This window comes from Streptomyces sp. NPDC048473 (assembly GCF_043200155.1).
Lineage (GTDB): Bacteria > Actinomycetota > Actinomycetes > Streptomycetales > Streptomycetaceae > Streptomyces.
Window position 1 is genome coordinate 1 of sequence record NZ_JBICXE010000069.1, and the last position, 23,828, is coordinate 23,828.

Annotated in this window: 27 protein-coding genes and 4 pseudogenes; 17 read left to right on the plus strand and 14 right to left on the minus strand. The window is 67.4% G+C overall.

Going from position 1 to position 23,828, the window contains the following annotated elements; genetic code table 11:
* Both ACGFU7_RS43640 and cas2e read left to right on the plus strand, forming a co-directional pair.
* Nucleotides 1-276 (plus strand): annotated as a pseudogene (locus ACGFU7_RS43640) (type I-E CRISPR-associated endonuclease Cas1); the annotation flags it as partial.
* Nucleotides 273-583, plus strand: a pseudogene (cas2e, locus tag ACGFU7_RS43645) (type I-E CRISPR-associated endoribonuclease Cas2e); the annotation flags it as partial. The pseudogenes ACGFU7_RS43640 and cas2e, both read left to right, overlap by 4 nt.
* A 72-nt stretch (nucleotides 584-655) precedes the next feature.
* On the opposite strand, the gene ACGFU7_RS43650 reads toward cas2e, so the two are convergent.
* Nucleotides 656-865, minus strand: a complete 210-nt coding sequence (locus ACGFU7_RS43650) for a hypothetical protein (protein WP_393703446.1) — start codon at nucleotides 863-865, stop codon at nucleotides 656-658.
* Nucleotides 866-1,353: 488 nt separating this feature from the next.
* Nucleotides 1,354-1,998, minus strand: coding sequence for a dihydrofolate reductase family protein (locus ACGFU7_RS43655; protein ID WP_393703938.1), 645 nt, complete (start codon nucleotides 1,996-1,998; stop codon nucleotides 1,354-1,356).
* A 104-nt stretch (nucleotides 1,999-2,102) separates the two neighbouring features.
* On the opposite strand from ACGFU7_RS43655, the gene ACGFU7_RS43660 reads away from it, so the two are divergent.
* Nucleotides 2,103-2,600, plus strand: coding sequence for a winged helix-turn-helix transcriptional regulator (locus ACGFU7_RS43660; RefSeq protein WP_393703940.1), 498 nt, complete (start codon nucleotides 2,103-2,105; stop codon nucleotides 2,598-2,600).
* 116 nt (nucleotides 2,601-2,716) lie between these two features.
* Here ACGFU7_RS43660 and ACGFU7_RS43665 read toward each other — a convergent pair whose 3' ends face one another.
* Together ACGFU7_RS43665 and ACGFU7_RS43670 are read right to left on the minus strand one after the other, a co-directional pair.
* Nucleotides 2,717-3,559 (minus strand): IS5 family transposase, encoded by an 843-nt coding sequence (locus tag ACGFU7_RS43665; RefSeq protein ID WP_393703941.1) that lies wholly within the window; start codon nucleotides 3,557-3,559, stop codon nucleotides 2,717-2,719.
* A gap of 101 nt (nucleotides 3,560-3,660) precedes the next feature.
* Nucleotides 3,661-3,801: pseudogene (locus tag ACGFU7_RS43670) on the minus strand (IS701 family transposase); the annotation flags it as partial.
* A 292-nt stretch (nucleotides 3,802-4,093) separates the two neighbouring features.
* Here ACGFU7_RS43670 and ACGFU7_RS43675 point away from each other — a divergent pair.
* Nucleotides 4,094-4,378, plus strand: a complete 285-nt coding sequence (locus ACGFU7_RS43675; RefSeq protein WP_393703943.1) for a DUF4158 domain-containing protein — start codon at nucleotides 4,094-4,096, stop codon at nucleotides 4,376-4,378.
* On the plus strand, nucleotides 4,375-4,923 hold the full coding sequence (locus tag ACGFU7_RS43680) for a Tn3 family transposase (RefSeq protein ID WP_393703945.1): 549 nt from the start codon (nucleotides 4,375-4,377) through the stop codon (nucleotides 4,921-4,923). Before ACGFU7_RS43675 ends, ACGFU7_RS43680 begins: the two co-directional genes overlap by 4 nt.
* 133 nt (nucleotides 4,924-5,056) lie before the next feature.
* On the opposite strand, the gene ACGFU7_RS43685 is transcribed toward ACGFU7_RS43680, so the two are convergent.
* Together ACGFU7_RS43685 and ACGFU7_RS43690 are read right to left on the minus strand one after the other, a co-directional pair.
* Nucleotides 5,057-5,728, minus strand: a complete 672-nt coding sequence (locus tag ACGFU7_RS43685; protein ID WP_393703947.1) for a response regulator — start codon at nucleotides 5,726-5,728, stop codon at nucleotides 5,057-5,059.
* Entirely contained in the window at nucleotides 5,725-6,900 is a 1,176-nt protein-coding gene (locus ACGFU7_RS43690; protein WP_393703948.1) for a sensor histidine kinase, read from the minus strand. Before ACGFU7_RS43690 ends, ACGFU7_RS43685 begins: the two co-directional genes overlap by 4 nt.
* 227 nt (nucleotides 6,901-7,127) lie before the next feature.
* Here ACGFU7_RS43690 and ACGFU7_RS43695 point away from each other — a divergent pair, with 227 nt between their 5' ends.
* From ACGFU7_RS43695 to ACGFU7_RS43710, 4 genes are all read left to right on the plus strand, one after another.
* Nucleotides 7,128-8,048: an ABC transporter ATP-binding protein gene (locus ACGFU7_RS43695; protein ID WP_393703950.1), complete on the plus strand. Its 921-nt coding sequence runs from the start codon at nucleotides 7,128-7,130 to the stop codon at nucleotides 8,046-8,048.
* Nucleotides 8,045-8,878 carry an ABC transporter permease gene (locus ACGFU7_RS43700; RefSeq protein ID WP_393703952.1) on the plus strand — a complete coding sequence of 278 codons (834 nt, stop codon included), beginning with the start codon at nucleotides 8,045-8,047 and terminating at the stop codon, nucleotides 8,876-8,878. Before ACGFU7_RS43695 ends, ACGFU7_RS43700 begins: the two co-directional genes overlap by 4 nt.
* Nucleotides 8,879-9,111: 233 nt before the next feature.
* The gene (locus ACGFU7_RS43705) at nucleotides 9,112-9,405 is read left to right on the plus strand and encodes a transposase (protein ID WP_393703954.1); all 294 of its coding nucleotides are present in this window, start codon (nucleotides 9,112-9,114) and stop codon (nucleotides 9,403-9,405) included.
* A gap of 53 nt (nucleotides 9,406-9,458) precedes the next feature.
* Nucleotides 9,459-9,896 (plus strand): hypothetical protein, encoded by a 438-nt coding sequence (locus ACGFU7_RS43710; RefSeq protein ID WP_393703955.1) that lies wholly within the window; start codon nucleotides 9,459-9,461, stop codon nucleotides 9,894-9,896.
* A gap of 433 nt (nucleotides 9,897-10,329) precedes the next feature.
* Here the strand turns inward: ACGFU7_RS43710 and ACGFU7_RS43715 are convergent, their stop codons facing one another.
* Nucleotides 10,330-10,911 carry a TetR family transcriptional regulator gene (locus tag ACGFU7_RS43715; RefSeq protein ID WP_393703957.1) on the minus strand — a complete coding sequence of 194 codons (582 nt, stop codon included), beginning with the start codon at nucleotides 10,909-10,911 and terminating at the stop codon, nucleotides 10,330-10,332.
* Between the two features lie 249 nt (nucleotides 10,912-11,160).
* On the opposite strand from ACGFU7_RS43715, the gene ACGFU7_RS43720 reads away from it, so the two are divergent.
* The 5 genes from ACGFU7_RS43720 to ACGFU7_RS43740 all read left to right on the plus strand — a co-directional run bounded on the left by ACGFU7_RS43720 (nucleotide 11,161) and on the right by ACGFU7_RS43740 (nucleotide 13,548).
* Nucleotides 11,161-11,511 carry an antibiotic biosynthesis monooxygenase family protein gene (locus tag ACGFU7_RS43720; RefSeq protein WP_393703959.1) on the plus strand — a complete coding sequence of 117 codons (351 nt, stop codon included), beginning with the start codon at nucleotides 11,161-11,163 and terminating at the stop codon, nucleotides 11,509-11,511.
* A 137-nt stretch (nucleotides 11,512-11,648) separates the two neighbouring features.
* Nucleotides 11,649-12,035 (plus strand): VOC family protein, encoded by a 387-nt coding sequence (locus tag ACGFU7_RS43725; RefSeq protein WP_393703960.1) that lies wholly within the window; start codon nucleotides 11,649-11,651, stop codon nucleotides 12,033-12,035.
* Nucleotides 12,036-12,269: 234 nt separating this feature from the next.
* On the plus strand, nucleotides 12,270-12,698 hold the full coding sequence (locus ACGFU7_RS43730) for a DUF4267 domain-containing protein (RefSeq protein WP_376266024.1): 429 nt from the start codon (nucleotides 12,270-12,272) through the stop codon (nucleotides 12,696-12,698).
* 92 nt (nucleotides 12,699-12,790) lie between these two features.
* Complete coding sequence (locus ACGFU7_RS43735; RefSeq protein ID WP_393703962.1) at nucleotides 12,791-13,234, plus strand: hypothetical protein; 444 nt, start codon at nucleotides 12,791-12,793, stop codon at nucleotides 13,232-13,234.
* 134 nt (nucleotides 13,235-13,368) lie between these two features.
* Entirely contained in the window at nucleotides 13,369-13,548 is a 180-nt protein-coding gene (locus tag ACGFU7_RS43740) for a hypothetical protein (RefSeq protein WP_393703964.1), read from the plus strand.
* Between the two features lie 119 nt (nucleotides 13,549-13,667).
* On the opposite strand, the gene ACGFU7_RS43745 is transcribed toward ACGFU7_RS43740, so the two are convergent.
* The 5 genes and pseudogenes from ACGFU7_RS43745 to ACGFU7_RS43765 all read right to left on the minus strand — a co-directional run bounded on the left by ACGFU7_RS43745 (nucleotide 13,668) and on the right by ACGFU7_RS43765 (nucleotide 16,667).
* Complete coding sequence (locus ACGFU7_RS43745; RefSeq protein WP_393703966.1) at nucleotides 13,668-13,928, minus strand: hypothetical protein; 261 nt, start codon at nucleotides 13,926-13,928, stop codon at nucleotides 13,668-13,670.
* 135 nt (nucleotides 13,929-14,063) lie between these two features.
* The gene (locus ACGFU7_RS43750; protein WP_393703968.1) at nucleotides 14,064-14,324 is read right to left on the minus strand and encodes a hypothetical protein; all 261 of its coding nucleotides are present in this window, start codon (nucleotides 14,322-14,324) and stop codon (nucleotides 14,064-14,066) included.
* The gene (locus ACGFU7_RS43755; RefSeq protein WP_393703977.1) at nucleotides 14,246-15,496 is read right to left on the minus strand and encodes a hypothetical protein; all 1,251 of its coding nucleotides are present in this window, start codon (nucleotides 15,494-15,496) and stop codon (nucleotides 14,246-14,248) included. The genes ACGFU7_RS43750 and ACGFU7_RS43755 overlap by 79 nt, the downstream gene beginning before the upstream one ends.
* Nucleotides 15,497-15,767: 271 nt before the next feature.
* A pseudogene (locus ACGFU7_RS43760) lies at nucleotides 15,768-15,938 on the minus strand (transposase); the annotation flags it as partial.
* 279 nt (nucleotides 15,939-16,217) lie between these two features.
* Nucleotides 16,218-16,667, minus strand: coding sequence for a MarR family winged helix-turn-helix transcriptional regulator (locus ACGFU7_RS43765; RefSeq protein WP_393703969.1), 450 nt, complete (start codon nucleotides 16,665-16,667; stop codon nucleotides 16,218-16,220).
* 140 nt (nucleotides 16,668-16,807) lie between these two features.
* On the opposite strand from ACGFU7_RS43765, the gene ACGFU7_RS43770 reads away from it, so the two are divergent.
* Nucleotides 16,808-18,901 (plus strand): MFS transporter, encoded by a 2,094-nt coding sequence (locus ACGFU7_RS43770; RefSeq protein WP_393703970.1) that lies wholly within the window; start codon nucleotides 16,808-16,810, stop codon nucleotides 18,899-18,901.
* Between the two features lie 503 nt (nucleotides 18,902-19,404).
* Here the strand turns inward: ACGFU7_RS43770 and ACGFU7_RS43775 are convergent.
* Together ACGFU7_RS43775 and ACGFU7_RS43780 are read right to left on the minus strand one after the other, a co-directional pair.
* Entirely contained in the window at nucleotides 19,405-21,174 is a 1,770-nt protein-coding gene (locus ACGFU7_RS43775) for an amidohydrolase (RefSeq protein WP_393703971.1), read from the minus strand.
* Nucleotides 21,175-21,445: 271 nt separating this feature from the next.
* Nucleotides 21,446-21,814 carry a hypothetical protein gene (locus ACGFU7_RS43780; RefSeq protein ID WP_393703973.1) on the minus strand — a complete coding sequence of 123 codons (369 nt, stop codon included), beginning with the start codon at nucleotides 21,812-21,814 and terminating at the stop codon, nucleotides 21,446-21,448.
* Nucleotides 21,815-22,350: 536 nt separating this feature from the next.
* Between ACGFU7_RS43780 and ACGFU7_RS43785 the strand changes: the two genes are divergently transcribed.
* Together ACGFU7_RS43785 and ACGFU7_RS43790 are read left to right on the plus strand one after the other, a co-directional pair.
* The gene (locus ACGFU7_RS43785; RefSeq protein WP_393703974.1) at nucleotides 22,351-22,623 is read left to right on the plus strand and encodes a hypothetical protein; all 273 of its coding nucleotides are present in this window, start codon (nucleotides 22,351-22,353) and stop codon (nucleotides 22,621-22,623) included.
* A gap of 644 nt (nucleotides 22,624-23,267) precedes the next feature.
* Nucleotides 23,268-23,462, plus strand: coding sequence for a hypothetical protein (locus ACGFU7_RS43790; RefSeq protein ID WP_393703976.1), 195 nt, complete (start codon nucleotides 23,268-23,270; stop codon nucleotides 23,460-23,462).
* Nucleotides 23,463-23,828: the final 366 nt, after the last annotated feature.

The following is a 23,828-nucleotide window of genomic DNA, read 5'->3' on the forward strand; positions in this document are numbered from 1 at the left end:
ATCGGCATCCCCCTGGCCTTCGACGTCGCCGGCGAGGACGAAGAAGACGTAGCCTCCCGCACCCGCAGAGCCCTGCGCGACCGCATCAACGAAACGTCCCTGCTGGACCGCTGCGTGGACGACATCAAGCGCCTCCTGCTGCACGACGACACAGGCTCCGCGGTCTTTGGTGACCAGGATGTCGTCACGCTCCAGAGCGACGGAGACCGCAAGGTTCCAGCGGGCCGCAACTACGGGGGCACGGACTGCGGCGAGGACGAGGCGATGCTCTGGTGACCGTGATCGTCCTCACCAACTGCCCTGCCGGCCTCAGAGGCTTCCTCACTCGCTGGCTGCTGGAGATCTCCGCGGGCGTCTTCATCGGCAACCCGTCGGCGAGAATCCGCGACGTGCTGTGGAAAGACGTACAGCAGAACGCGGACCAGGGCCGGGCTTTGCTCGCCCATACGACGAACAACGAGCAGGGCTTCACCTTCCGGACCCATGACCACAGCTGGCACCCGGTCGACCACGAGGGACTGACGCTGATCCGACCCGGCCAGCACCTCGACGACCATGTCGGTGGCCACCGACATCCCGGTCTACTTCTGCGACCCGGCCAGTCCCTGGCAGCGCGGCTCGAACGAGAACACGAACGGACTGCTAGGGCGGCCGCTCACGCCGCTTCATACCGGTGCGCCCGACCGCCGCGCCATTCAACCCAGTGCGGGTCGTCGAGGAGATCCCAGGCGTCATCGAGGCCGGCACGCCTCAGGAACTCGACGAGGTCACGGTCATCATGGGCGACCCCTGCGATCTGTCCGTTGATGGCGACATTGCGCCCGCCCGATGGGGACAGGTCGTGGACGACTACCGGCGCGCTCATGCTTTCAGGGTGGCCCGGGGCGACGGCGGGCGCATCCGGCTGGCCCAGGTGCGCAGGTCCCGGTCCGGCGTGAGGATCGGAGTGCGGGCGGCGGCCCGACACTGATGGTCCCGGGAGGAATGCATGCCGTCGACGATCTATAGCGGCGCCATCAGCTTTGGCCTGGTCACTTCTCTGAACTAAGAGGCCACGCCGATAGGCACGGGCGAGGCCCATTGGCCGACGGGGCAAGCACAGGTTCCGTGATCATGGAGCTGCGACGCTCTGTGACCACCGGAGATCCTGTGCCTGCGATGCCATCATGTCGGCCAGCCCGGCCACGGTCGCGCGGTCGTTGAAGGCGCTGCCGATCAGGAACAGCGGCGCGCCCTGGCCGGTCGTGTCGACGGCGAACTTGGTGCCGTCCCTGGAAGTGATGTTCGTCCTGTCGGCCTTCGGAGCGTGCGGGGTGGGAGACCGAGGCCGATTGCCGCCTGCGCGGGCGGTCGCTACGGCCGGGCGAAGGTCATGTGCGTGACGCCGCTGGGGGTTGTCACGGACTCGGCCTGGAAGCGCTTCTCGAGTCCTTCGAGTCCGTCCCACAGGCGCTCGCCACGGCCCAAAACGATCGGGACGACGGCGATGTGCAGATGATCGATGAGGTCTTCGACGAGGAACTCGCGGATCGTGATCGGCCCGCCACCGATCCTCACGTCCAGGTCGCCTGCGGCCTCGCGCGCCTGACGGAGTGCCTCCTGCGGCGTGGCGTCGATGAAGTGGAATGTGGTGCCGCCCTCCATCTCCACCGAGGGGCGGGGGTGGTGGGTCAGGACGAACACCGGGGTGTGGAAGGGCGGGTTGGGCCCCCACCAGCCGTTCCAGTCGTCGTTCTCCCATGGCCCGCGCTGGGGGCCGAACTTGTTGCGGCCCATGATCTCTGCTCCGATGCCGACATCCCAGGTGCCGGCGATGGCGTCATCGACCCCAGTACTCCCGTCCGGCTTGCCCAGCATCTGCTGGAAGGTCCTGGTCGGGAAGAACCACTCATGGAGCCGCGTGCCGGCGTGGCCGAACGGGGCGTCGAGACTCTGCCCTTCACCAGTGGCGAATCCGTCGATAGAGATGGAGAAGTTGTGGACCCTCACGCGGGACATTGCAGGGACCCCTGCCCTCGAAGCGATGTGATTGCGAACTGCAATCACTAGCCGTGGGCGAGCCTAGACTCGGTGATGGCAGAATGCAATCACTGGAGGTGGGCATGCGAGACAAACCGCGGTCCGGATGCGCGGTCAACGCGGCGGTGGAGGCACTCGGGGACCAGTGGAGCCTCATCGTCCTGCGCGACGTGATGTTCGGCGGGCGCCGACACTTCCGCGAGCTGTTCAGCCACTCCGAGGAGGGGATCGCGTCGAACATCCTCAGCAGCCGTCTCAAGGCCCTCGTCGCCGGCGGTCTCCTCACGCAGGAGCAGGCCGAACGAGGACGTCGAGCGACCTACAGCCTCACAGAAGCGGGCATCCAGACAGTCCCCATCATGGTCGCGCTCGGCTCCTGGGGAATGCGGCACCGCCCGACCACACCCGAACTCAGCGTCCGCGCTCGCCTCTTGGAGGACGGCGGCCCGCATCTCTGGGAGGACCTCATGGATGAACTCCGCGAGGCGCACCTAGGTATTCCCCGCCCGAACCCCAACCACCCCCGGGCCTCCGAACTCCTTCAGGCAGCCTACGAGCAGGCACTCACGGAGGCGCACTGACACACCCCTCCGGCCAGCATCAAGATCGCTTGGAGTACTGGTCCTCCGCCGATACCCATCTTTCCGCGCGGGCGGCCTGACGATGGTCTTTAGAGTCCGCGCGGACAGGCGGCAGGTCATGCTCGGCGTCGGGGGCGTTCCTCCCAGCGGTGGGTGGTCCATGCCTGCCGGATCAGGCTACGGACGGTGATGATCGTGTCGGCGAGGTCGAAGAATGCGTCGATGACGGTGGTGCGCCGCTCGTAGCAGCGGGCGAGCCGGTGGAAAGCGTTCTGCCAGGCGTGAGTGCGTTCGACATGCCAACGCTGACTGGCCTGGATGGGCGCCTTCTCCCTCTTGTGCGCGATGCGTCCGTGCAGGCCGCGTTCGTTGAGCAGAGCGCGAGTCTTGTCCGAGTCGTAGCCGGCGTCCAGGTGCACGGTGATGTCGTCGGGCAACAGCCCCAGGTCGTCCAGGCGGTCCAGGGTCGGGGCGAGCAGCGGGGAGTCGTGGCGGTTGGCTCCGGCCAGGACGCGGCCCAGGGGAATCCCGTAACCGTCCGTCATGCCCGAGCGTTTGAGGCCCTGTTTGCCGCGATCGACCGGTGAGCGACCGGCCGCCTCGCCGCCTCCGGGGGCCTTGGTGATGGAGCCGTCCACGGCGATCTGATCGAGGACGAGGACGACGATCCGGTCGTAGGACTCCAGCGCGATCTGCTTGAGCCGGGCGAACACGCCCAGTCGTATCCACTCGTCGCGACGGTTGCGGATCGTGGTGGCCGAGCAGGTCGTGTCGGCGATCGCCTGGTACGAGCAGCCGAAGCGCAGGAGCTGCAGCATCTTGTCGAGGACGATCCGGTTGCTGATGCGTGGGCGGTGGCATCCCAGCGGATGGGTCGGCGCGTACGCCGATCGCTCAGGCAGCAGGGCGGCGAATTGGCTCCAGAGCGGTTCGGTCAGCCAAGATGGCAGTACAGGCACAGGTCTCCCCGGTGATCACAGAGCGTCGCAACTCCATGATCGCCAAGACCTGTGCCTGCCTTGCTGCCGGGGTGCCGCCACCGCGCCTATCTGCGCGGCTTCTTACGCCCGCCGTCCAGCAGCAGGCCCCGCAGATAGACCCCACCCCACCGTCGCTGATCCGCCCGCGCGAACGGCTCGAACATCTCCGCCGCGAAGTCCTCCAGATCACACCGGACCGCAGCCAACTCCTCACCCAGCACACCCGATCAACGACACGACCGATCAAGAAGACACGCCATCTCGGACCGCACATGACCAAGCCCTACTAGAAGCGGCCACCAACCGCGAGTATCGGATCGCCGTGGAGCTGATGATGGATACCGGTCGTCGGCCCGACGAGATCAACCAGCTGCCCCGGGACTGCCTCATCGGCCCTGTTCTCGTATAGCTACCGCCAGGTGGTGTGTAGCGCTGCGTAACCGCTGTAGGCCTCGTTTCCCTGTACGGGCCGCCTCGTTGAGCTGAACGAGTGATGGCGAAGGGGCGGGGTGGATGCGGCAGGACTGGGAGCCGGAAGACCTGATTGAGGTCTGGACGCTGCTCGAAGACGACATGAAGAAGGTGCGGAACAAGTCCGGGGCGACCCGGTTGGGCTTCGCACTGTTGCTCAAGTTCTTCGAGGTGGAAGCCCGGTTCCCGGAGTCCGCCAAGGAGATGCCCGCCGCGGCGGTGGAGTACGTGGCCCAGCAGGTGAGAGTTCCCGCGGGGGGCATGGGCGGACTACGACTGGCAGGGCGACCGAATCAAGCGGCACTGCAAGGAGATCCGGGGTCGTGAAGTACACCACCGCCCTGCGCCTGGGCACCGCCGAGGCCGAGCAGGTCCTGCACCGGTTCACCCGCGGCGGCCCCAAGCACCCGACGTACCGAGCGATCGAGGAGCTGGGCCGGGCGGTGCGTACCTCGTTCGTCTGCGACTACCTGGCCGACGTCGAGATGCGCCAGGAGATCCACGCGGGATTGCAGGTGGTGGAAAACTGGAACTCCGCGAACAAGGACCTCTTCTACGGCAAGGACGGCGACCTGGCCGGTGCGGGCAAGGAATCCCAGGAGGTCAGCATGCTCGCGCTGCACCTGCTCCAGTCCGCGCTGGTGCACGTCAACACGCTGCTGATGCAGGAGGTCCTGGCCGACCCGAAGTGGGCGGACAAGCTCACCGACGCGGACCGCCGGGCGCTGTCCCCGCTGTTCTGGACCCACGTGAATCCCTACGGCCGGTTCGAGCTGGACATGAACAGCCGTCTCGATCTAGACCTGTCCATCCGGGCGACGGTGCCCAGCCCGCGCACTGCGCAGGGGGAGGCAGCAAGCATCCCAGCGTGACGCTCCGGGCCTGGCCGGAGCCGTGCCGAGGACGACGTTGCCCGGGACGCTGAAGAGTCCCGGGCAACGTCGTGAGCGGCGGCAGGGCTGTGCCAGGAACGGACCAGGAAACCGGTGTTGCTGTCAGACGTGCTCAGCCGGGCAGCGTGACGAGCCCCGTCTCATAGGCGGTGATCACGAGCTGAACCCGGTCCCGGGCGCCCAATTTGGTGAGCAGGCGAGAGACGTGCGACTTGGCGGTGGCCACCGTGATGAAGAGGTCCTCCGCGATCTCGGTGTTCGACCGGCCGCGCCCGACCAGGGTCAGGACTTCCCGTTCCCGCTCGGTGATGCCCTCGACCAGCCGTGGGGAGCGTGCCGGGGCGGCTTCGGGGCGCCCGGCGAACTCTGCGATCAGACGACGCGTGACACCCGGGGCGATCAGCGCGTCGCCGGCGGCGACCACGCGGATCGCCGCGAGGATGTCGTCGAGCGCCATGTCCTTGACCATGAAGCCGCTCGCTCCGGCCCGGAGCGCACCGTAGACGTGGTCGTCCTCGTCGAAGGTGGTCAGGACGAGGACGCGGGCGGTCGCCGGACCGGCGGTGATCAGTCGAGTGGCCTCGATCCCGTCCATGCCGGGCATCCGGATGTCCATCACCACGACGTCGGGGCATATGTCCCCAACCAGTTGGACCGCCTCGGCGCCGGTGGACGCCTCACCGACGACCTCCAGGTCGGGGTGGTCGGCCATGATCACGCGCAGGCCGGACCGCACCAGCGGCTGGTCGTCGACGAGCAGGACGCGTACGGGACTGCCGGTCATCGGGCCTCCACCGGAACTCCGGCGGGGTCGGGCAGGGGCAGCCGCGCCGCCACCCGGAAGCCGCCCTCGGGACGCGGCCCGGCGCTGAGGCGGCCGTGCAGCAGAGCGACCCGCTCGCGCATGCCCACGATGCCGAAGCCGTGGGCCGGGCCGTCCTCGGTGGCGCCGCGCCCGTCGTCGACGATTTCCACGGATAGTTCCCCGTCCCCGTACTCGATGGTCACCCGGCAGTGTCCGGTGCCCGCGTGGCGGACCACATTGGTCAGCGCCTCCTGGACGATACGGTAGGCCGACAGGTCGATGTCGGCAGGCAGCGTGCGCTGTTCCCCGCCGCGGCGCACGTCGACGCGTACGCCGGCGTCCGCCGTCGCCGCCGCCAGCCGTTCGAGGTCCGCCAGACCGGGCGAAGGCGTGAGCGGTGCCCGCCCCGAAACCTCTGCGTCCGGGTCTGCCTGGCGGAGTGCCACCAGCGTGCGCCGAAGGCCCGACAAGGTCTCTCTGCTGGTGGCTTCGATGGCTCGCAGCGCCTCGTGGGCCTCCTCGGGCTGTGTCCGGATGACCCGGCTTCCCACCCCGGCCTGGATGGTGATGATGCCGATGCTGTGCGCGACCATGTCGTGCAACTCCCGTGCGATCCGCAGCCGTTCGGCGATGACGGCCTCGGCCACCTCCTGTGCGCGCAGCTCCACCGCGTGCTCGCGGCGCTCGCGGCTCAGTAGACCGACCGTGCAGGCCGCGGCCATCGCCAGGAGGGTGATTACGAGGTTGACGGTCAGGCTGTCGCCGTGCGCGAAGCCGCCGACGAGCAGGAGCTGGACGACGAGGGATGCGGCCGCGGCGACGGTCGAAGCCCGCCGCGCGCGGGTGGCGACGATGAAGCCCAGGACGAGGTCCACCGCCAGATACGACAGGAACTGGCCCTGGTACGAAGCCGACAGATCCACACCGGCGGAGCTCAGGGGCCCCACCACCACGGCCGTGGATCCGAAGAGCGCCATGGTCAGGGCCAGGACCGGCCCGCGTCGCAGGACACCGACGAGCAGGCTCGCCGCCAGCAGTGCCCCGATGCCGTGGACCGTGCCCGAAGCCCGCGGCGCGCCTCCTATGAGCAGACCCACCGCGAGGACGTACAGAACACCTCCCACCCAGGCCATGACCTTCGTTCTCGTCATCGGCGGTGTGCCCTCTCGAGGCGGTGTGCCCACTCAAGAGGAAGGTCGTGCCCTGCGACGCGCGCAGGCAAGGGGGTGGTCGGTATGTCGTTCATCCCGCGAGGCTATCCAGCCGCCGACTCTGCGGCATCGGCCCGTGGACGTACGCCTACGGGCGAAGGCGGCCGCAGGTGATTGCCGCCCACGGCCCCATGACCGGACGGAGCCCTCCCGGCAGGGTTGTCCATGTGATCGAAGTCAACGAACTCACCAAGCGCTACGGCGGCAAGACCGCCGTCGACCAGCTGTCCTTCACCGTGCGGCCGGGCCAGGTCACCGGCTTCCTCGGCCCCAACGGAGCCGGCAAGTCCACCGCCCTGCGGATGATCCTCGGCCTGGAAGCCCCCACCTCGGGCACCGCCACCGTCAGCGGAGTCCCCTTCCTCAGCCACGCCCGGGGACTGCGGCACGTCGGCGCCCTCCTCGACGCGGGTCAGGTCCACGGCGGACGCACCGCCACGGCCCACCTGTCCGCCCTGGCCCGCAGCAACGGGATCTACCCGCGCCGTGTGGACGAGGTCCTGCACGAAGTGGGATTGACCGATGCGGCGAACCGCCGCATCGGCGGGTTCTCGCTCGGCATGAAGCAGCGCCTCGGAGTCGCCACCGCCCTGCTCGGCGACCCGCCGGTGCTGATGTTCGACGAACCGGTCAACGGCATGGACCCGGAGGGCGTGCTCTGGATGCGCCGCCTCTTCCAGCGCCTCGCGGCCGAGGGCCGCACGGTCTTCCTCTCCAGCCACCTCATGTCGGAGATGGAGAACACAGCCGACCAGCTCGTCGTCATCGGTCGGGGTCGGCTCATCGCCGCCGAATCGGTACGGGACTTCGCGGCCCGCAGCACCGGCCTCGGAGTGGTGGTGGGCACGCGGCAGGCCGCCGAGCTGACGACGGTGCTGACCGCCGCTGGCGCATCGGTCGAGCCGGAGGGATCGGCGGGCGCCGAGAAGCTCGCCGTGACCGGACTGCCGACGGACCGGATCGCCGCGCTCGCCTTCGAGAACGGGATCCTGTTGAACGAGCTGACCTCCCGAACCGCCTCGCTGGAGGAGGCCTTCATGGAACTCACCGCCGACAGCGTCGAATACCAGGCAGGACAGCCCCGATGACCACACAAGCATCTGCCCTCGCGACCATTTCGGCCGCGTCCCCCGCCGGGCCGCCCGCCCGCTTCCGCGACCTGATCGCCTCCGAGTGGATCAAGATGCGGTCCCTGCGCTCCACCCCGTGGGCCCTCGCCTTCATCACCCTGTTCGTCATCGGGTCCGGCGCCGTGGCCACACTGGCGGACAAGGCCGCGGGCTCCGAACCCGGTAGTTTCCTGGCCTACGACGCCTTCCCGTCGACCGGTTACATGACGCTGATGCTCGTCGCCGGCAGCATGGGTGCCCTCACCGTCGTAAGCGAGTACAGCAGCGGGCTGATCCGCACCACTACCGTGGCCGTCCCCGCCCGTGGTGCGGTGGTGCTGGCCAAGGCGGTCGTCACCGCCGTGCTGTGGACCGCGGTCGGCACGGCCGCCTCCATCGGATCCTTCCTGGTCTCCCAGGCCATCCTGGACGGGCACGACGCCAGCGTTCCGATCACCCACCCCGATGTGTTGCGGCCGCTGGTGGCATCCGCGTTGCTGGCTCCAGTGTGTGCCTTGGTCGGTCTGGGCCTCGGCGTTCTGCTCCGGCATGCCGCCGGGACCATGCTCACCAGCGTCTTCACCCTGCTGATGCTGCCCACCATGTTCTCGGAGAGCAACCGCTGGTCGGCGGACGTCAAACACACGATGGTGTCGGCCGCCTGGACTCGTCTGGTCCAAACTTGGGAGCCGGATCCCGGGTCCCTGGGCTACACCGCCACGCTCCCCGGCTCCTGGATCGTGTACGCCCTCTGGCCGCTGGTCGCGGTCGCTCTCGCGGTGCTCGTCGTACGGCACCGCGACGTGTGAACGTGCCTCCGAAACGCGCGTATCGCACCCCGGAGGCACAGGGGCAAGGCCCTCGAAGCTTCTCGCAGCCCTAATGAACGTCTCTCATAAACGACCCTTTCCCGGAGCGAGATCGACAACGGTCGGCGGAAGCGGTCCGGATCGCGGATTCACACGTTGCGGCCGGCGGGCAGAGCTGCCCGCTCCGTTTCCGCTGCGTGGGCTGCGATCACTTCAACACGGACGTCTCCTACTTGCCTGACCTGGAGGCGTATCTCGCGGACCTTCTGCGCAGCCGCGAGCGGCTGATGTCCGCTTTCGAGGCGGACGACTGGGCCCGCAGCGAGGCCAAGCCCTCCGACGAGGAGATCCGCCGCGTCCGTCGGCTCGTCAATCGGGTCAAGGCGGACCTTGACGACCTGAGCGTTGAGGAACGGGTGCAGATCGAGCAAGCTTTCTCGATGGTTCGCCGAACCCGCACCGTGATGCTGGGCATGCCCCGCGTCGGACAGCCGCTGCCCGATATTCGTCCCTGGAGATCCCTATGAGTTCCGCCATGGCCGACGGGCGCCGAGCTGACTCCGAACGGCGTCGGCAACGAGTGACCAAAGCGATCAAGGCCGCGGCCAAGGCCAACGCCCCCATCAGCGTGTCGAGCATTGCCCGGCAGGCTGGGGTCGACCGCACTTTCCTCTATCGTCACCGCGACCTGCTTGCCCTGGTCCACGCCGCCGAGCTGGAACCGGCTCGGCGAGACCCCACGGCTCCATCGCCGGTGAGCCTGACCTCGCTCCAGACCGACCTCGCGAACGCTCATGCCCGCAACACCCGGCTCGTCACTCGCGTCCAGCAGCTGGAGCGACGGCTGTCGGAGCTGATGGGCGAGCAAACTTGGCGCGAGTCGGGGCTGGGTGTCCCCGCCGATACCGAGGAACTGCAGCGCACGATCGTGCGGTTGGAACTGAGGAATGTCGAGCTCTCGGCGAGCATCGAGGAGCGGGAGGGCGAACTGGCAGGCTGCCCGAGCTGCCAATCGTGAGCTGACCCGATCCCTGAACCAGCGCGGATGACCAGCAGGCTCAGACATCACGCGATCGGGCTTGCTCCGTGAGCCCGATCGCCTCACTCGAATCAGCGATAGCACCACACCTGTTGCATCAAGTACTGTCGCTCTCACCGACGCTGAGCTGCACAAAGTGGCCATCGCTCGCCTCGCGCCGCACCACTCACCCAGAGAAGGCGGAACATCTCGGAGATGTGCACGGTGCTCCCGGCTGCGCGTAGGCGAGCAAGGTGTACGGGGCCCAGCGATCTGCGGCTGCGCCGTGTGGGCCTCCGGCTGCGTGCTCGCCGGCCTCATGATGCTCGGCGACAAGTCCCGCAAGCCGCAGAAGCAGGGCTGATCCTTTCGGCTTTCCCCTTTGAGGGCATCCGCCGTGACCGAGGTCGCGGTGGGTGCCTCGACGCGTTCTTCAGGGCGTGGGTGCGGTGAGATACCGCTGGACCGTGGGTCCGAGCCAGTCCACGATCTCCTCGCGGCCGAGCGCCATGCTCGCCGGGAACCGCAGCACGTAGCGCGTCAGCGCGAGCCCCAGCACGGTCGAGACGCACAGTGCCGCCCGCGCCTGCGCCTGCTCCGGCTCGTGGCCCAGCCGGCGGGCCAGCGGGATCAACTGCTCGCGCAGCACGCTCTGCATGCGATCGGCGGCGGCCGGGTCGGTGGCGCCGACCCGCATCAGCGCGGTGAGCTCCCCGTTCCCCTCCCACAGGGTGAGGAAGTGGCGCACCAGCGTACGGCCGATCTCCTCGCGTGGTTCGAGGGACAGTCCCGGCAACCCGGGGTCGATCGCGACGGCCGCCGCGAACAGGCCCGCCTTGTTGCCGTAGTAGCGCATCACCATCGACGGGTCGATCTTCGCGTCGCGCGCGATGGCCCGGATGGTCGCCTTCTCGTAGCCGTCCGCCGCGAACCGCTCGCGGGCCGCGTCGAGGATCGTGGCGCGGGTGGCGTCGGAACGCCGTGCGGCCTGCTGGTTCTCCGTGGTGCCGGTCATGCCAACAAACATAGGCCAACATGTGTTGACAGTCCAGAGTCATGGCTCTACGTTTGCCAACACGGGTTGACCAACAAGCGTTGGCAAGGTCGCGGTCGTTGGCGGCCGGCGCCGGCGATGCCCGTTGAACGTCCGTCAGATCTGCTTCGTGCCACAGGCGCCGAGCGGTCGTGAGCGTCACCGGATCCAGTACGGCGATGGCCGGCCGCAGTGCCGTGGGACAACCGATAGCGAGAGGAAGTACCGAAGATGGCCAAGCTGCAGAGCCTGGACCCGAATACGCCGATGTTCGCGCAGTTCAAGGAGGAGACCGGGCCCATCGCCCTGGCCAACACCTTCGTCGTCCCGAAGGAGAGGGCTGAAGCGTTCCTGACCCTCTTTCGGAGGCAGGCGGAGTTCATGAAGGCTCAGCCGGGATTCGTCTCCCTGCAGATGCACAAGGGGACGGCGGACAGTCAGCTTCTGATGAACGTCGCGGTCTGGGAATCGACCGAGGCTCTCGCCACGGCGTTCGGCAGCCCGGAGTTCCAGCGCATGGCTGCCGAGTTCCCCGACGACATCGTGTCGTACCCACACATTTTCGAGCAGATCGACGTATGACACGTCAGCTGTAGCCGGGGGAGGGCAGCCGGAGAAGCCCTGCCCTCCCCCGGGCAGTTACGCATCCGCACCATGCCGGGTCGCCAAGACCGCCGACCAACCCACCACGCGTAGCCCCGTCCTGACAAGGAGTCCCTATGGCCGTGGAACTGATTCACACCATCGTCCCCGCCCGTGACCCGCAATCCTCGGCGCAGTTCCTGGCCGAAATCCTCGGCCTGAGTGTCGATCCGCCGGTGGCGCACTTCACGCCGGTCAGGCTGGCCAACCAGGTCAGCCTGGACTACGACCAGCTGGACGGCTTCGAGCCACACCACTACGCGTTCATGGTCAGCGAGCAGGAGTTCGACGCCGCCCTCGCCCGCATCCAGCACGGTGGAATCACCCACTACGGCGATCCCGCATGCCAAGAGGATGGGCAGATCTATCACAACAAGCGCACCGAAAGCCGCAGGGGCACTTACTTCCACGACCCCGACGGACATCTCATAGAAATCCTCACCCCGGGCGGCGCGGGGTCGTGAGGCCGATGGCGGCCCAGCGGATCACGGCTTCGCTGGTGGTGGCGGGATCGCGGCAAAACCGGCATCAGCAAAGACGAACCGGCAGGCCGGCGCGGTCAGAGATGCCCCGAGTAAGGCGATCTTGTCCGCCCCACCCGCACCGGTCCGCGTCATCTGGCACGTCATCGACCGCCCCAGCTACGCCCGCCGCTGAACCCTGCCCCACCCCAGGCTGAACGTCAAAGGAGAAGCACCATGTCGCTGAAGAACGTCAACACGGTCCTGGCCACCGTCGGCGCCCTGTTCGTCCTCTACCTCGGGCTGTCCTTCATCCTGACCCCCGAGACATCCACTCCAGGCGTTGGCCTGCCGAACTGGCCCGCCGGCGACGGCGACGGCTTCCTCATCATGAAGGGTATCCGCGAATTCGCGATGGGCCTGGTCATCGGCATCCTGCTGGTGACGGGCCACCGCCGCGCTCTGGGCTGGGTCCTGCTGATGGAGGCCGTCGCCCCGTTCGGCGACATGATCAACGTATTGGCCCACCACGGCTCCATCGCCGCCGCGTTCGGCATCCACGGCCTGACCTCGGCGCTGATCGCGATCACCGGCCTGCTGATCCTCCGCGAGACCAGCAAGGCCCACAAGGCCCCCGCCCCAGCGCCCGCCGCGCAGCCCGCCTGACAGTTGCATGCCCCGAAGGGGTGGCCCGGCCACATGGCCGGGCCACCCCTTATCTGTCAGCGACCGCCGGGAAAGGCCAGGCGGTCTTGCGCATGGTCGACGCGCTGCCGGCGCCGCGAGTGGTCGGCGTCGACGAGTACGCCACCAAGACGTACCTTGACGACCGTTGGAGCGAGGGGTGCACCAACGCCTGGAAGCTCTGGGAGGAGATCGTGTCCCTCGGCTACAAAGGCAGCTACCGGCGCGTCCGCGCCTACCTGCACAAGAAGCGCACCTCGCCACGACCGGTGACCGCCCGCCCTCCCTCACCGCGGACGGTCACCGGGTGGCTCCTCCGACGCCCGGAAAGCCTCACCGAACTCGAACAGCTCCAACTCAAGAACGTCCGCACCCACTCGTGTCCGCCGCAACTCGCTCCCCGATGGCTGCACCGGCGATCTGAGCAAGCCCCAGGTCCTGTACACCTTCTCGGCCAGGCGTACAGCCACTCCGTTCGAGGCAGACCCCGGGTGATCACAGAGCATGGCGCTCTGTAATCACTGCGGCCAGTGCCTGTTTCGCGACTGGGCTCCCCACCGCGCTACCTGCGCGGCCTCTAACTTGAAGGTCCTCTTGCCGTGCTGATTCGTGTCGCGATCTGGCTGAAGCGGGGCATGCCGAGGTCGATCACTTGGCGTTGACGGACTTGCTCTGCATCGAGCTGGGTGAGCTTCTCCTCTGCGCCGGCGAGGCTGACTTGGAGTCCCTCGATCTCACCGAGCCAGCCTTCTTGTTCCGCTTCCGCGATGCGGTCGACGAGGTTGTCCCGGATCTCGACCAGGCGTCCTCGCTGGCCAGGATCGGGACGTAGCAGCGAGCAGCGGACGCAGGCTTCTCTGAACTAGGCCGTTTCCTGCGGGTCACCGTCGGAGCTGTAGGCCAGCGGTCCCGGGAACGCCACACCCACCTCACACCTGCTTTTCCCCTGCATTACGGCTCGAAGGTTGCGATGGAGTAAGCGATGAGAATCGCCAGAATCGCCAGTCCAACCAGAAACCCGATGGCCGCAGATCTTTCAGAGCGCTCCCTGTGGGCTCGGTCCTCTCTCAAATCCTGCCTGTGCTGAATGCGCGCATAGATCCCTGTCGCGGCTGGGTCTTCGGCCAGTTCATCCATGCCGCGTTTCATCAGGCGCGCAAGATCTTGATCCGTGACCTTCCTTGACGGGTCGGGAGCGGAGTCATCTTCCATAACCCACCTCGCGCTTATCTGCTTTGCGACATCTTCGCATCTAGAACAGGCTCGTCAAGCTTCCCTGCTTATGCTCAAGGGGCTTCAGGGCCCCGAGACGTCCCGTTGGCGCAGACGCCGTCATCCCGAAGATACTCACGGCTCCCTTCGGAGCGTCGGGATCGGGAGGTCGGCCAACGCGCTGCTTGCGCGTCCGGTGATCTGCGCGAGCTTGTTTTCCGCGCCGGCCAGGCTGACTCGAAGCCCCTCGACCTCGCCGAGCCAGCCTTCGCGCTCGGCCTCGGCGATGCGGGCGATGAGGCTGTCGCGGATGTCGATCAGCCGCCCCCGTTGGTCCGGGTCGGGTCGAAGGAGCGCGTATCCTCGTCGTCGCCGATCGGGCACGGCACCGCCCATGGCCCCCAGCGGGCTGGTTCCTCGGCCGCCCACTGGGCGATGTCGAGGTAGAAGGCCCGGACGCGGATTAGCTCGTCCTTGGCGTTGAGCCGCGGGCTGGAGATCTCGATGCGCGTCCTGTCGGGGCCGTTGGTGGTACGCCTCTTGGTCTTCAGATCCTCTTTCCAAGCGCGGACCACCGCCGGCGGCAGCCGCAGGGAGCCGATGCCCGGCGACAGTGCTTCGATCCGGGCCCAGAACAGGCCCGCGAGAGTACGGGAGATGGCATCAAGGCTGGCGAAGTCGAGTGAGGGTTGTCGCTCGCGAAGGTAGTCCACGATCAGGTCGCGGACCGTCCGGCATTGGAGCTGGTAGCGGTTCATCAGCTCCTCGATGCTCAGCTGGCCAAGGGCTTGCCCGAACGCCCGGATCGTCGCAGGGGCGTCCTCGGGGAAGACGCCGAGGGTCCGCAGCCGTAGGTAGAAGTCGACCTTCTTCTGCCCGCCGCGGACGTGCACCTGACGCTGAACGTCGACGAGTTCGACGCAGTCGCCAACCGTGATATCGCTGATCAGTCCGCCCTTGCAGGCCAGCAGGGTCGCGATCCGCGTCGCGGCGATCTGGGCATCCTTGCGGGCGCCGGCGGGTCCGGACTCAGCCAGTCGGCGCAGGCTCGCGAACCCGTCGGGGTCTCGCATCTCCGCCATCGCGGAGGCCAGATGTCGGTGTGTGCGGGTGAGCATCCAGGGAAGACCGGGGCGGATGACGTCTCCGCAGATCAGTATGAGCAGTCCCGAAGACAGGTCTTCGCGGTCGCAGGACGACGAGTGGCCGCACTCGCACAGCCACCGCAGCGGAAGGTCTGCCCAGGCGACGCCTGGAAGGTCCTCCGCGCCGCCGGCCGCCCACCGCTCCCGCCAGGTGTCCCCGGGCAGGCTGGACAGCCAGCGCAGCAGCTTGGTCACTCCACGTCGGCGGCCGGCCCTGGTGCCGTTGCTCGTCGGGGAGAACGGCGGTGCGGTCAGCCGCCGCAGCGTCTCCTCCAGGGGCCGCGTGGTGTGCGGCCACCGCGGCTCGGCCGTGCGAGCCGGAAAGCGTGCCCTCAGCTGGCTGTTTCTGGCCTGTGCCTGCTCGGCTGTCGCGTTCGGGACCTCCACCGGCCGACGTGTCGCGTGCTTGACGGCGGCGGTCATGATGTCCTCCCGAACAAGACGTCCAACGACGCCGGGTTGTGTCGACCACGACGTGCCGCTTACGCCCGTTGACCAGCTTCCCGCCGTCGAAGCCGCGGCTGTCGCCGCCCACGACGGCATCCGCCTTGACCGACTGCGAGTTGATCACACCGGCCGTCGGCTCGGCATCCCGCCCCGCACGCGTGCGGACCTGCGCGCGCAACCGGTCGTGGAACTCCCCGACCAGGCCGTGGTCGCGCCAGCGGCGGAAGAAGGCGTAAACGCGGTCCCACGGCGGAAAATCGGCCGGCACCGCCCGCCACTTGATCCCGTTGTCCACCAGGTAGCGGACCGCATCGAGCATCGCCCGGTGGCAGTACGCCTCCGGCTGGCCGCCCCGGCCCCGCATCCAGCCCGGCACCGGCAGCAGCGGCCGGACCGCCACCCACTCGGCGTCCGTCATGTCCGACGGATAACACCGCCGCGACCCGTTGTCGGCAGCATTTCCGAACCGTGCGCCAGACAGTCACACTCCCGGGCGACCGAACTGGACTGCCCGGCCATCGATACGGAGAACTGCGGCACCAGGGCCTCCTGCTTCCACTCGATGATTCGACACCAACGAGCTGTTCAGGAGGCCCTGCTCTTATGCGCCGAACCCTCCGCGACCACCCGATCGGGACCTCAGCTCGACACGCATCCCTCAAGATCGGAACGACAACAGCTACTCAGCACTCAGCACTCAGCTCTCGGCGTCGGCGACCCTGATCATGATTGCGGCCGCTTGCAGCAGCACTTGCTGCTCGCCGGGCTGCAGCAGGCGCCGCAGTGCGCCGGCCAGCCACGCTTCCCGCGCCGCCGGGATCGTCGCAATCAGCGCGCGTCCCTCAGGTGTGGCGCTGATCAGCATTTTGCGGCCGTCGCTCGGGTCCTGCTCGGACGTGATCAAGCCATGGGCGCGCAGCGCGGAGATTGTCTCCGCCATCGACTGCCGGCGCACGTGCTCGGCCTGCGCGAGTGCGCTGGTCGTCGTCGGCCCCAGTTCGACGACGCGGCCCAGGGTTGTCAACTGCGACCACGTCCACGGCATCTCGTCCGGCGCGCTCTCGCTGCGCAGCCGGGCCCGCAGCCGCATCATCGCCTTCGTCAGCTCGACCGCGGTCTCGTTCACCAGGTCTTCTTCGGCGCCCATGGACCGACGGTAGCAGATAGGCAGGCAACCTGCTATATTAATTGTCAGGGAGCCTGCCTATCTGAACGCGGCACCGGAACACGGGCCCGGCGAGCGGGCTCGCCGCACCGATCCACTCGAGTATCAAAGGGGGTTTCGCCATGGGTTCGACCAGTCGCGCCGGTACTCGAGCCGACGCGCGCATTCCGGATGGCGACGTCCGGGCCCGCACCGGCGCGCACACGCCGGGTGCGGAGCCGTGGCGTCGGCGGCCTTTCGGTCCGCGGTTCGTCGCGCCGCTGCTCATGGGCGCGACACTCAATCCCGTCAACAGCTCGGTGATCGCTACCGCCCTGGTCGCCATCGCCGCCGCCGTGGGTGTGAGCGTCAGCCAGACCGCGATCCTGATCTCCTGCCTGTACCTGACCAGCGCGATCGCCCAGCCGACCGCGGGGCGCCTGTCCGAGGAGTTCGGCCCACGCCGGTTGTTCCTCGTCGGAATCGTCGTGGTCTTCCTGGGCGGCATGCTCGGCGGAATCGCCACCGGCTTGCCGATGCTGGTCGTCGCGCGCGTCCTGATCGGACTGGGCACCTCCGCCGGCTACCCGGCCGCGATGCTGCTGATCCGCCGGCGCGCCACCGCGATCGGTCTCAACGCGCCTCCCAGTAAGGTGCTCGGCAGCCTGGCCATCGCGGGCGCCGTCACCGTAGCGGTCGGTCCGGCGATCGGCGGCCTGCTCGTCGGCTGGTTCAGCTGGCGCGCCGCATTCCTGGTCAACGTGCCCTTCACGATCCTCACCTTCGCGATGGCCCTGGCCTGGATCGCCAAGGACCCCGACGTCATCAAGGGCCGCGCGCCGCGCGAGGTCCTCGCATGCATCGACGCGCCCGGCATCGTGGGCTTCGGAGCCGCGATGACGTCGCTGCTCGTCTTCCTGCTCTCACTGCCCGACCCGCGGTGGGCGGCGCTCGGCCTCACCGTCGTGTTCGCCGCCGCACTCGTCTGGTGGGAGCTGCGCGCGACCAACCCGTTCCTCGACGTGCGGCTGCTCGTCTCGAACGGCGCGCTGACCCGCACCTACCTGCGAAACGGGCTGAGCCTGCTGGGCGTCTACACCATGCTCTACGGGCTGACCCAGTGGCTCGAGGCCGCACACGGCCTGTCCGCCTACGCCGCCGGGCTCGCACTGCTCCCGATGGGCCTGCTCTCGGCGATCGCGGCCCGGATCGTCGCGAACCACGTCAATGTCCGCAGGCCGCTGATCGTCGCGGCGGTGCTGCTCGTGCTCGGCTCGATCGGATCGCTGTTCCTGACCAGCACCACACCGGTGATCGCCGTCATCGGCGTCACCGCGCTGTTCGGCATCATGTCGGGCGTCAGCAACCTGTCCAACCAGACCGCCCTGTACCGCGAAGCGCCCCCCGAGAAGCTCGGCACCGCCTCCGGCCTGCTGCGCACCTTCGGCTACGTCGGCTCGATCACCTCGGCGACGATCACCGGCATCGCGTTCCGCTCCCACGTGAGCGACTCGGGTCTGCACCACGTCTCGCTCATCCTCATCGCCATCGGCGCCGTCGTGCTGCTGATGACCGTGTTCGACCGGCACCTGAAGCCGGCGTCGGACGAAATCCCTTCACCTCATAAGGAGAACAGCCCCATGTCCGAGTCCAGCACCGCCCCGACCATCGTCCCGTCCCGGACCGCACTGCTGCTGATGGACTATCAGGGCGCCGTCCTGGACGCCATCCCCGACGCCGAGCCGGTACTCGACCACGCGCGGCAGGCGCTGGGCTGGGCACGGGACAACCAGGTCCAGGTCGTGTACGTGCGCGTCGCTTTCACCCCGGAGGACTTTGCCCAGGTTCCCACGCACAACAAGGCCTTCGCGGCGGTCGCCGAGAACAGCTTCCTGCTCGATGGGACTCCGGAGACCGAACTGCACGGCTCGCTCGAAGTGCGCGATGACGACATCGTCGTACGCAAGACCCGGTTCGGCGCCTTCAGCAGCACCGACCTCTACCGCGACCTGCACGCCAAGTGCGTCGACACACTCGTCGTCGCCGGCATATCGACCTCAGGCGTTGTACTCTCCACCCTGCGCGACGCGGCCGACCAGGACTACCGCCTGTTCGTCCTCGCCGACGCCACCTCCGACCCGGACCCCGAGGTCCACCGCATACTGATCGACAAGGTCTTCCCGCACCAGGCCGACATTCTCAACACCGACGACCTCAAGACGCTCAGCGCCGCCTGACGCCGGCAGGGACCGGCATCGCGCTCGGCGAATACCGGGAGCCGGACGACAGAATCCCGTCCCGTACACGTGGCGCGGCGGTCAGCGTGAACGTCCGCCGCGCTCCCGTCCCAGTGGGCTCCGCTCCCACCGACCTTGCGGACCCGGCGCCGCACCTGCGGACGGGGTGTGGGGCCGTACGGGCTTCCTCTGTCTGACTGTCCGAACATCAGTCAGAGCCGATGACAGGCTAGCCCCTGCCCCCTGACCACACCGATCGGGACTCCCGTTCGAAGCGCACCTCTCAGGATCGGAAAGACAACAGCTACTCACTGAACCCTGACTGTCTCTTCTCAAATGATCTGGCCCGAAGCCAGCTGACCTGCGGCGACCAGATCAGCTGAGACAAGCGGCGGTTCGGAATCTCAACTGATCTGGTCCGGTGCGTGTGGATGCTGCACGTCGTCTCAGTCGATCTGGTCTGCTGGTCCTCAGCCCCTCAACTGGGTGACCTTCCCGGGGCGTCAGCAGTGGTGGGCAAAGGCTGCGGACATTGCCTTATGTAGGAAGGGGGCGGGCTCTGGGTGTGCGGGAGAGGGCGGGTAGACGGTCCTGCCCTCCTTAATGGTCTCCACGACGGTGATGTCCTTGATCTTTTGCTCGGGGATCGTGAGCGGGTTGTGGCTGAGGATCACAAAGTCGGCGAGCTTGCCAACCTCGATGCTGCCCTTGGTGTCCTCTTCGAAGTACTGGCGGGCGGCGTTGATGGTGATGGACTTCACCGCGTCCAGGGCCGACACGCACTGGTCCGGGCCCAGGACGCTTCCTGAGGTGCGGGTGACACGGGTGACCTGGCTGGACAGGATGGCGATCGAGTTGGGCAGGGCGACGGGGGCGTCGTGGTGTGAGGTGTAGGCCATGCCGCGGTCCACCGCCCACCGGGCCGGCGAGATGTTGACAGCCCGTTCGGGGCCGAGCACGGTCTTGCGGTACCAGTCGCCCCAGTAGTAGGTGTGCATGGAGAAGAACGACGGGATGATGCCGAGTTCCCGAAACGCCTCGACCTGGTCCTCGCGGGCGGTCTGGCAGTGGATGGCCGTCGTACGCCGGTCCTGCCCGGCTTCCTTGGTGGCCGCGTGCACGCACTGGAGGAGTTGGTCGATGGCGGCGTCGCCGTTCACGTGCGCGATGATGTGCCAATTGTTGGCGAAACCCGCCCGGACCTGGGCCAGGACGTCCTTGTCCGGCAGGGTCGCATAGCCGCGGTAGTCCTCGTCCTGACCGTCGGGCGGGGTGAGGTAGGGCTCGGTGAGCCAGGCGGTGCGCCCCTGCGGCGAGCCATCCAGGACCAACTTCACCCCGGCCGCGCGCAGGCCCTTGGTGTACTTCCGGCTCGCCTGGACCGTGGCAGGGGATTTCATGGCCTGGTCAGCCTTTACGTAGACGACCACATCGGTGGGCAGGCCGGCGGGGTGGGCGTCCGCGACCTGCCGCAGGAGGCCCAGGACCTCCAAGCTCGCTGCCCCCTCCTGCACGGTCGTGAAACCGAAACTCGCCGCCGACAGGAGGCCCACGGGCAGGAACTGCCCGCTGTCGATGGGGTCCATCCCGGCGACGGCCAGGTCGGCGGCGGGGTTGAACGCAGTCTCCTCCAGTACCCCGTTCGGCTCCCCGTACACGGGTCCGGATTCGGTCCCGCGCTCCAGCCTCCGCCGGATCACCCCGCCCTCCGGGTTCGGTGTCATGGCGGTGTACTGGAGCCGTTCGAGTCCCAGGCTGTTGACCACTCCCAGATGGAAGGACTGGTGGATCGCCAGGACAGGCTTCTCGGTGGATACCACGTCCAGGTCGTGGCGGGTGGGGTGCTTGCCCTCGGTGAGCATGGAGTCGTCGTAACCGAAACCGACGATCCAATCCGAGCGTTTCCCCACCGCACTTTCGGCGAACTCGTGCAGCTTGCCCTGGAGGGACGCGATGTTGGTGACGTTGCCGTCGGGAGCGGCCAGGAGGTTGGCGATCGTGGCCTGCAGGCCGGTGCCGACCACGTGGCCGTGCGCATCGATGAACCCCGGCAGCAGGGCCTGGTCCGGCAGCAGGTCGTGCAACCGCGTGTCCGGCCCCCGCCACTCGGCCTGCGCCTGGGACAGGTTGCCGACGAAGACGATCCGGCCGTCCTTGACTGCCACTGCCTCGGGCGCTGCCGACTTCTCATCGGTAACCGTCACGATGGAACCGCCGGAGAAGATGATGTCGGCATCTCCAGACCGCGTTCCCGGCAAGATTTCCTGGGACATCACGCACCACCTGTTCCCCTGAGAATGATCAGCCTTCACCGCGAAGAGTAGTCGCTTGCATGCGGAACGTGATCGATCGAGGCCGGCCAGTAGCCGGACGAAGCCGACTTGACGCATCGCACACGAAACTCGCAGATCTACATCGAGACGGGACGCCAGCCGGCCAGATCATCTGAGACGGCGAGAGGATCGGACCCGCTCACCTGAGACCTACACCAGATCGACAGAGACGGGACGCTGACCGATCTCGCCGGAGTTTGACCAGTTGTGTTCAGTGGCTGTCTCCAGCGCCGAGTTTCAGCCGGGCAACGTGCGCCCACTCCTCAACCCCTGCGCGGAGTTCAGCCATAGCGGTCTCGAGTTGCCCCTGCGGGGGGCCAGTGTCCTGGTGAGTCCAGATGGCCTCGGCAAGGTCAGTGACGTCATCCACTGCTCGTCTTGCAAGCCTCATAAGTACTTCGGCCTGCTCAGCTTCCTCGCGACCAACAGACAGCCGCAGGGCCGACTCCCGAAACCAAAGGGTCTTGAAGCTCTCCGTCAGCGATTCCTTTGCCCCCGTCAGGTCGGCACTTGCGCCGCCCCCTCCACCCGACCGCTCCTCGACCACATGGCAGGTGGCATACATGTGAGCAATCGCCATGCGCACAGCTTCGATCTGCCCGAGGAACGAGGCGTATGCGTCTCTCCGCACCTGCCAGAGCGCCTCTTGCCGCTGCCCCCTCACTTGGGCTTGAACACCTGCCAATGCGGCTTCTACCTGTGCTGTTGCCGACTTGCGCGCGGCATGCCACCCAATAGCGGAGGTGAGCACAACTCCGCCTACGCCTATACCGGCAGCCCAAATGGCTGCTACTCCCGGATCCATACCGTGTGAGTATGCCGCTCTGGGGTGGAACTCCAGTGAGACGTATCAGGCAGTGATCAATCTTCGGCGAGACGGCAAACAGCGAGATGGGACAGAGGTCACGGCCCGGGGAGCGGCCGAGCGGATCGGGGCGCTGTGGTCTTACCCCGGAGTGGGACAGGTGTGGCCGACGCCTGGGGAAGAAGGCGGCGTGCGAGCACGGGTCTGGGCCGACCTCGCGCCTGAACCGGATGAGCGGTATGAGAGCCCCAAGCGGAGCTGCCCTTTGGGTGTCGCCGTTACCTGCGGTCTCAGGATCCGTTGATCACGGCATGATGAAGACGCCCCGCCTCCTCGCCGTGGCCGCACTCACCGCGGGTTTGACTGCTGCCGGGATCTCCGGTGCCAATGCCGTCGACGATGCCCGACACTCGATCTCAATCGTCGCGCACGTTCCCACCAACGGCTTCTATGTCGTACCCACCGACTATGACCTTGGGCGAGATCTGACGATCACCGCCGCCCGCCCGTCGGGCTACGCGCCTGGGGACTACACAGGGACTGTCGTGATGACGTTCGACGCGGTGCCCCCGGTTGGGGGCTGACACCAAGGGACGAGCATCCGCGTGAACGCCGACAGCACTGCCCGCTCGGTGATGTTCCGGGCGGGCAGCAACCTGATCAGCACCAGCAGCCAGAAGGTGAATTGATTAGGTGTGATCATCGCTAGCCGCGGCCACTGACACACCGTCGAGACTGGCATCCCCCGGTGGCAGGCCGCTCTGCCAACTTGAGTGTCGCCCCCTGTATCGCGCCGACTGCCGGCCTGGATCTCTCCAACGAGGTCCCGATTGCCGGCCGAGCGACCTTCGAAGCCAAGTACCTCTGACAACAGCGGTCCAACCCCCAGCTGCGGCCCCACCGGCGTAACACCGTTGGGGCCGCAGCTGTGCAGGTCGCCCCCCGTCAGTCAGGCTGAGACTCGACCAAAGTTCGATGGCACACGCTCAAGGTTCGCTGTCACGGGACACCCATCATGAGCGCTTCACCTGGCGAGTGAGCGCTTGAGTTGGCGGGGCTGAGCGCGGAGGTGGCGGGCCGGGGCGCTGGTCATGCGTTTCGCGCGGTTTGTCGGGAGATCCACGTTAGGTGAGGCTGACGATCCCGTAGGCGTTCAATCTCGCAGGAACGCCCTTCCCGACCTGAGATGATCAGTAGGACCGAACGAATGAACGCAGAGGTGGGAAACATGATCGTTCTGGTACTGCTCGGCGTCTTGGCTCTTGCTCTCGGCGGGTGCGTGTGTGTGGTGTGGGCGGAGCGGGGCGGGCCCCGCTGGGTCCGTGCCGTGGCGACCATGACGCTCGCCGCAGGCAAGGTGGTGCGCCGCTCTGAGAGGAACCGGCGCCCGGGCCTGAACGGGACCACCAGTGACGACGGCTAGAAGCGAACGACCCGCACGAGCGGCTGAGCACGAGCCATGGCACTGAAGCCTGATCCGCCAACTCCGACGCTCGACCCCGCCAACTCAAGCACTCACCCGCCAGGTGAAGCGCTCAGTCACAGCTGTGACTGAGCGCTTGAGGTGGCGAGTTAGCGCCCGACGTGGCGGAGGATGAGTGCTGCAGTTGGCGGATTCTCTGGGGCGGAGCGGGACGGTATGGAGCTCGCCATCACGATGGCTCGAAGGCTGTTCCTTGAGCTGTCGGCTCAAGGGGGGTACTTGCGGATTCCGGCTTCCGAACCGGTCAGCAGCCCGAATGGGGGGCGGAGACTTTCGACCGTGGCGGTAGAGCCACTCGTGGACGAC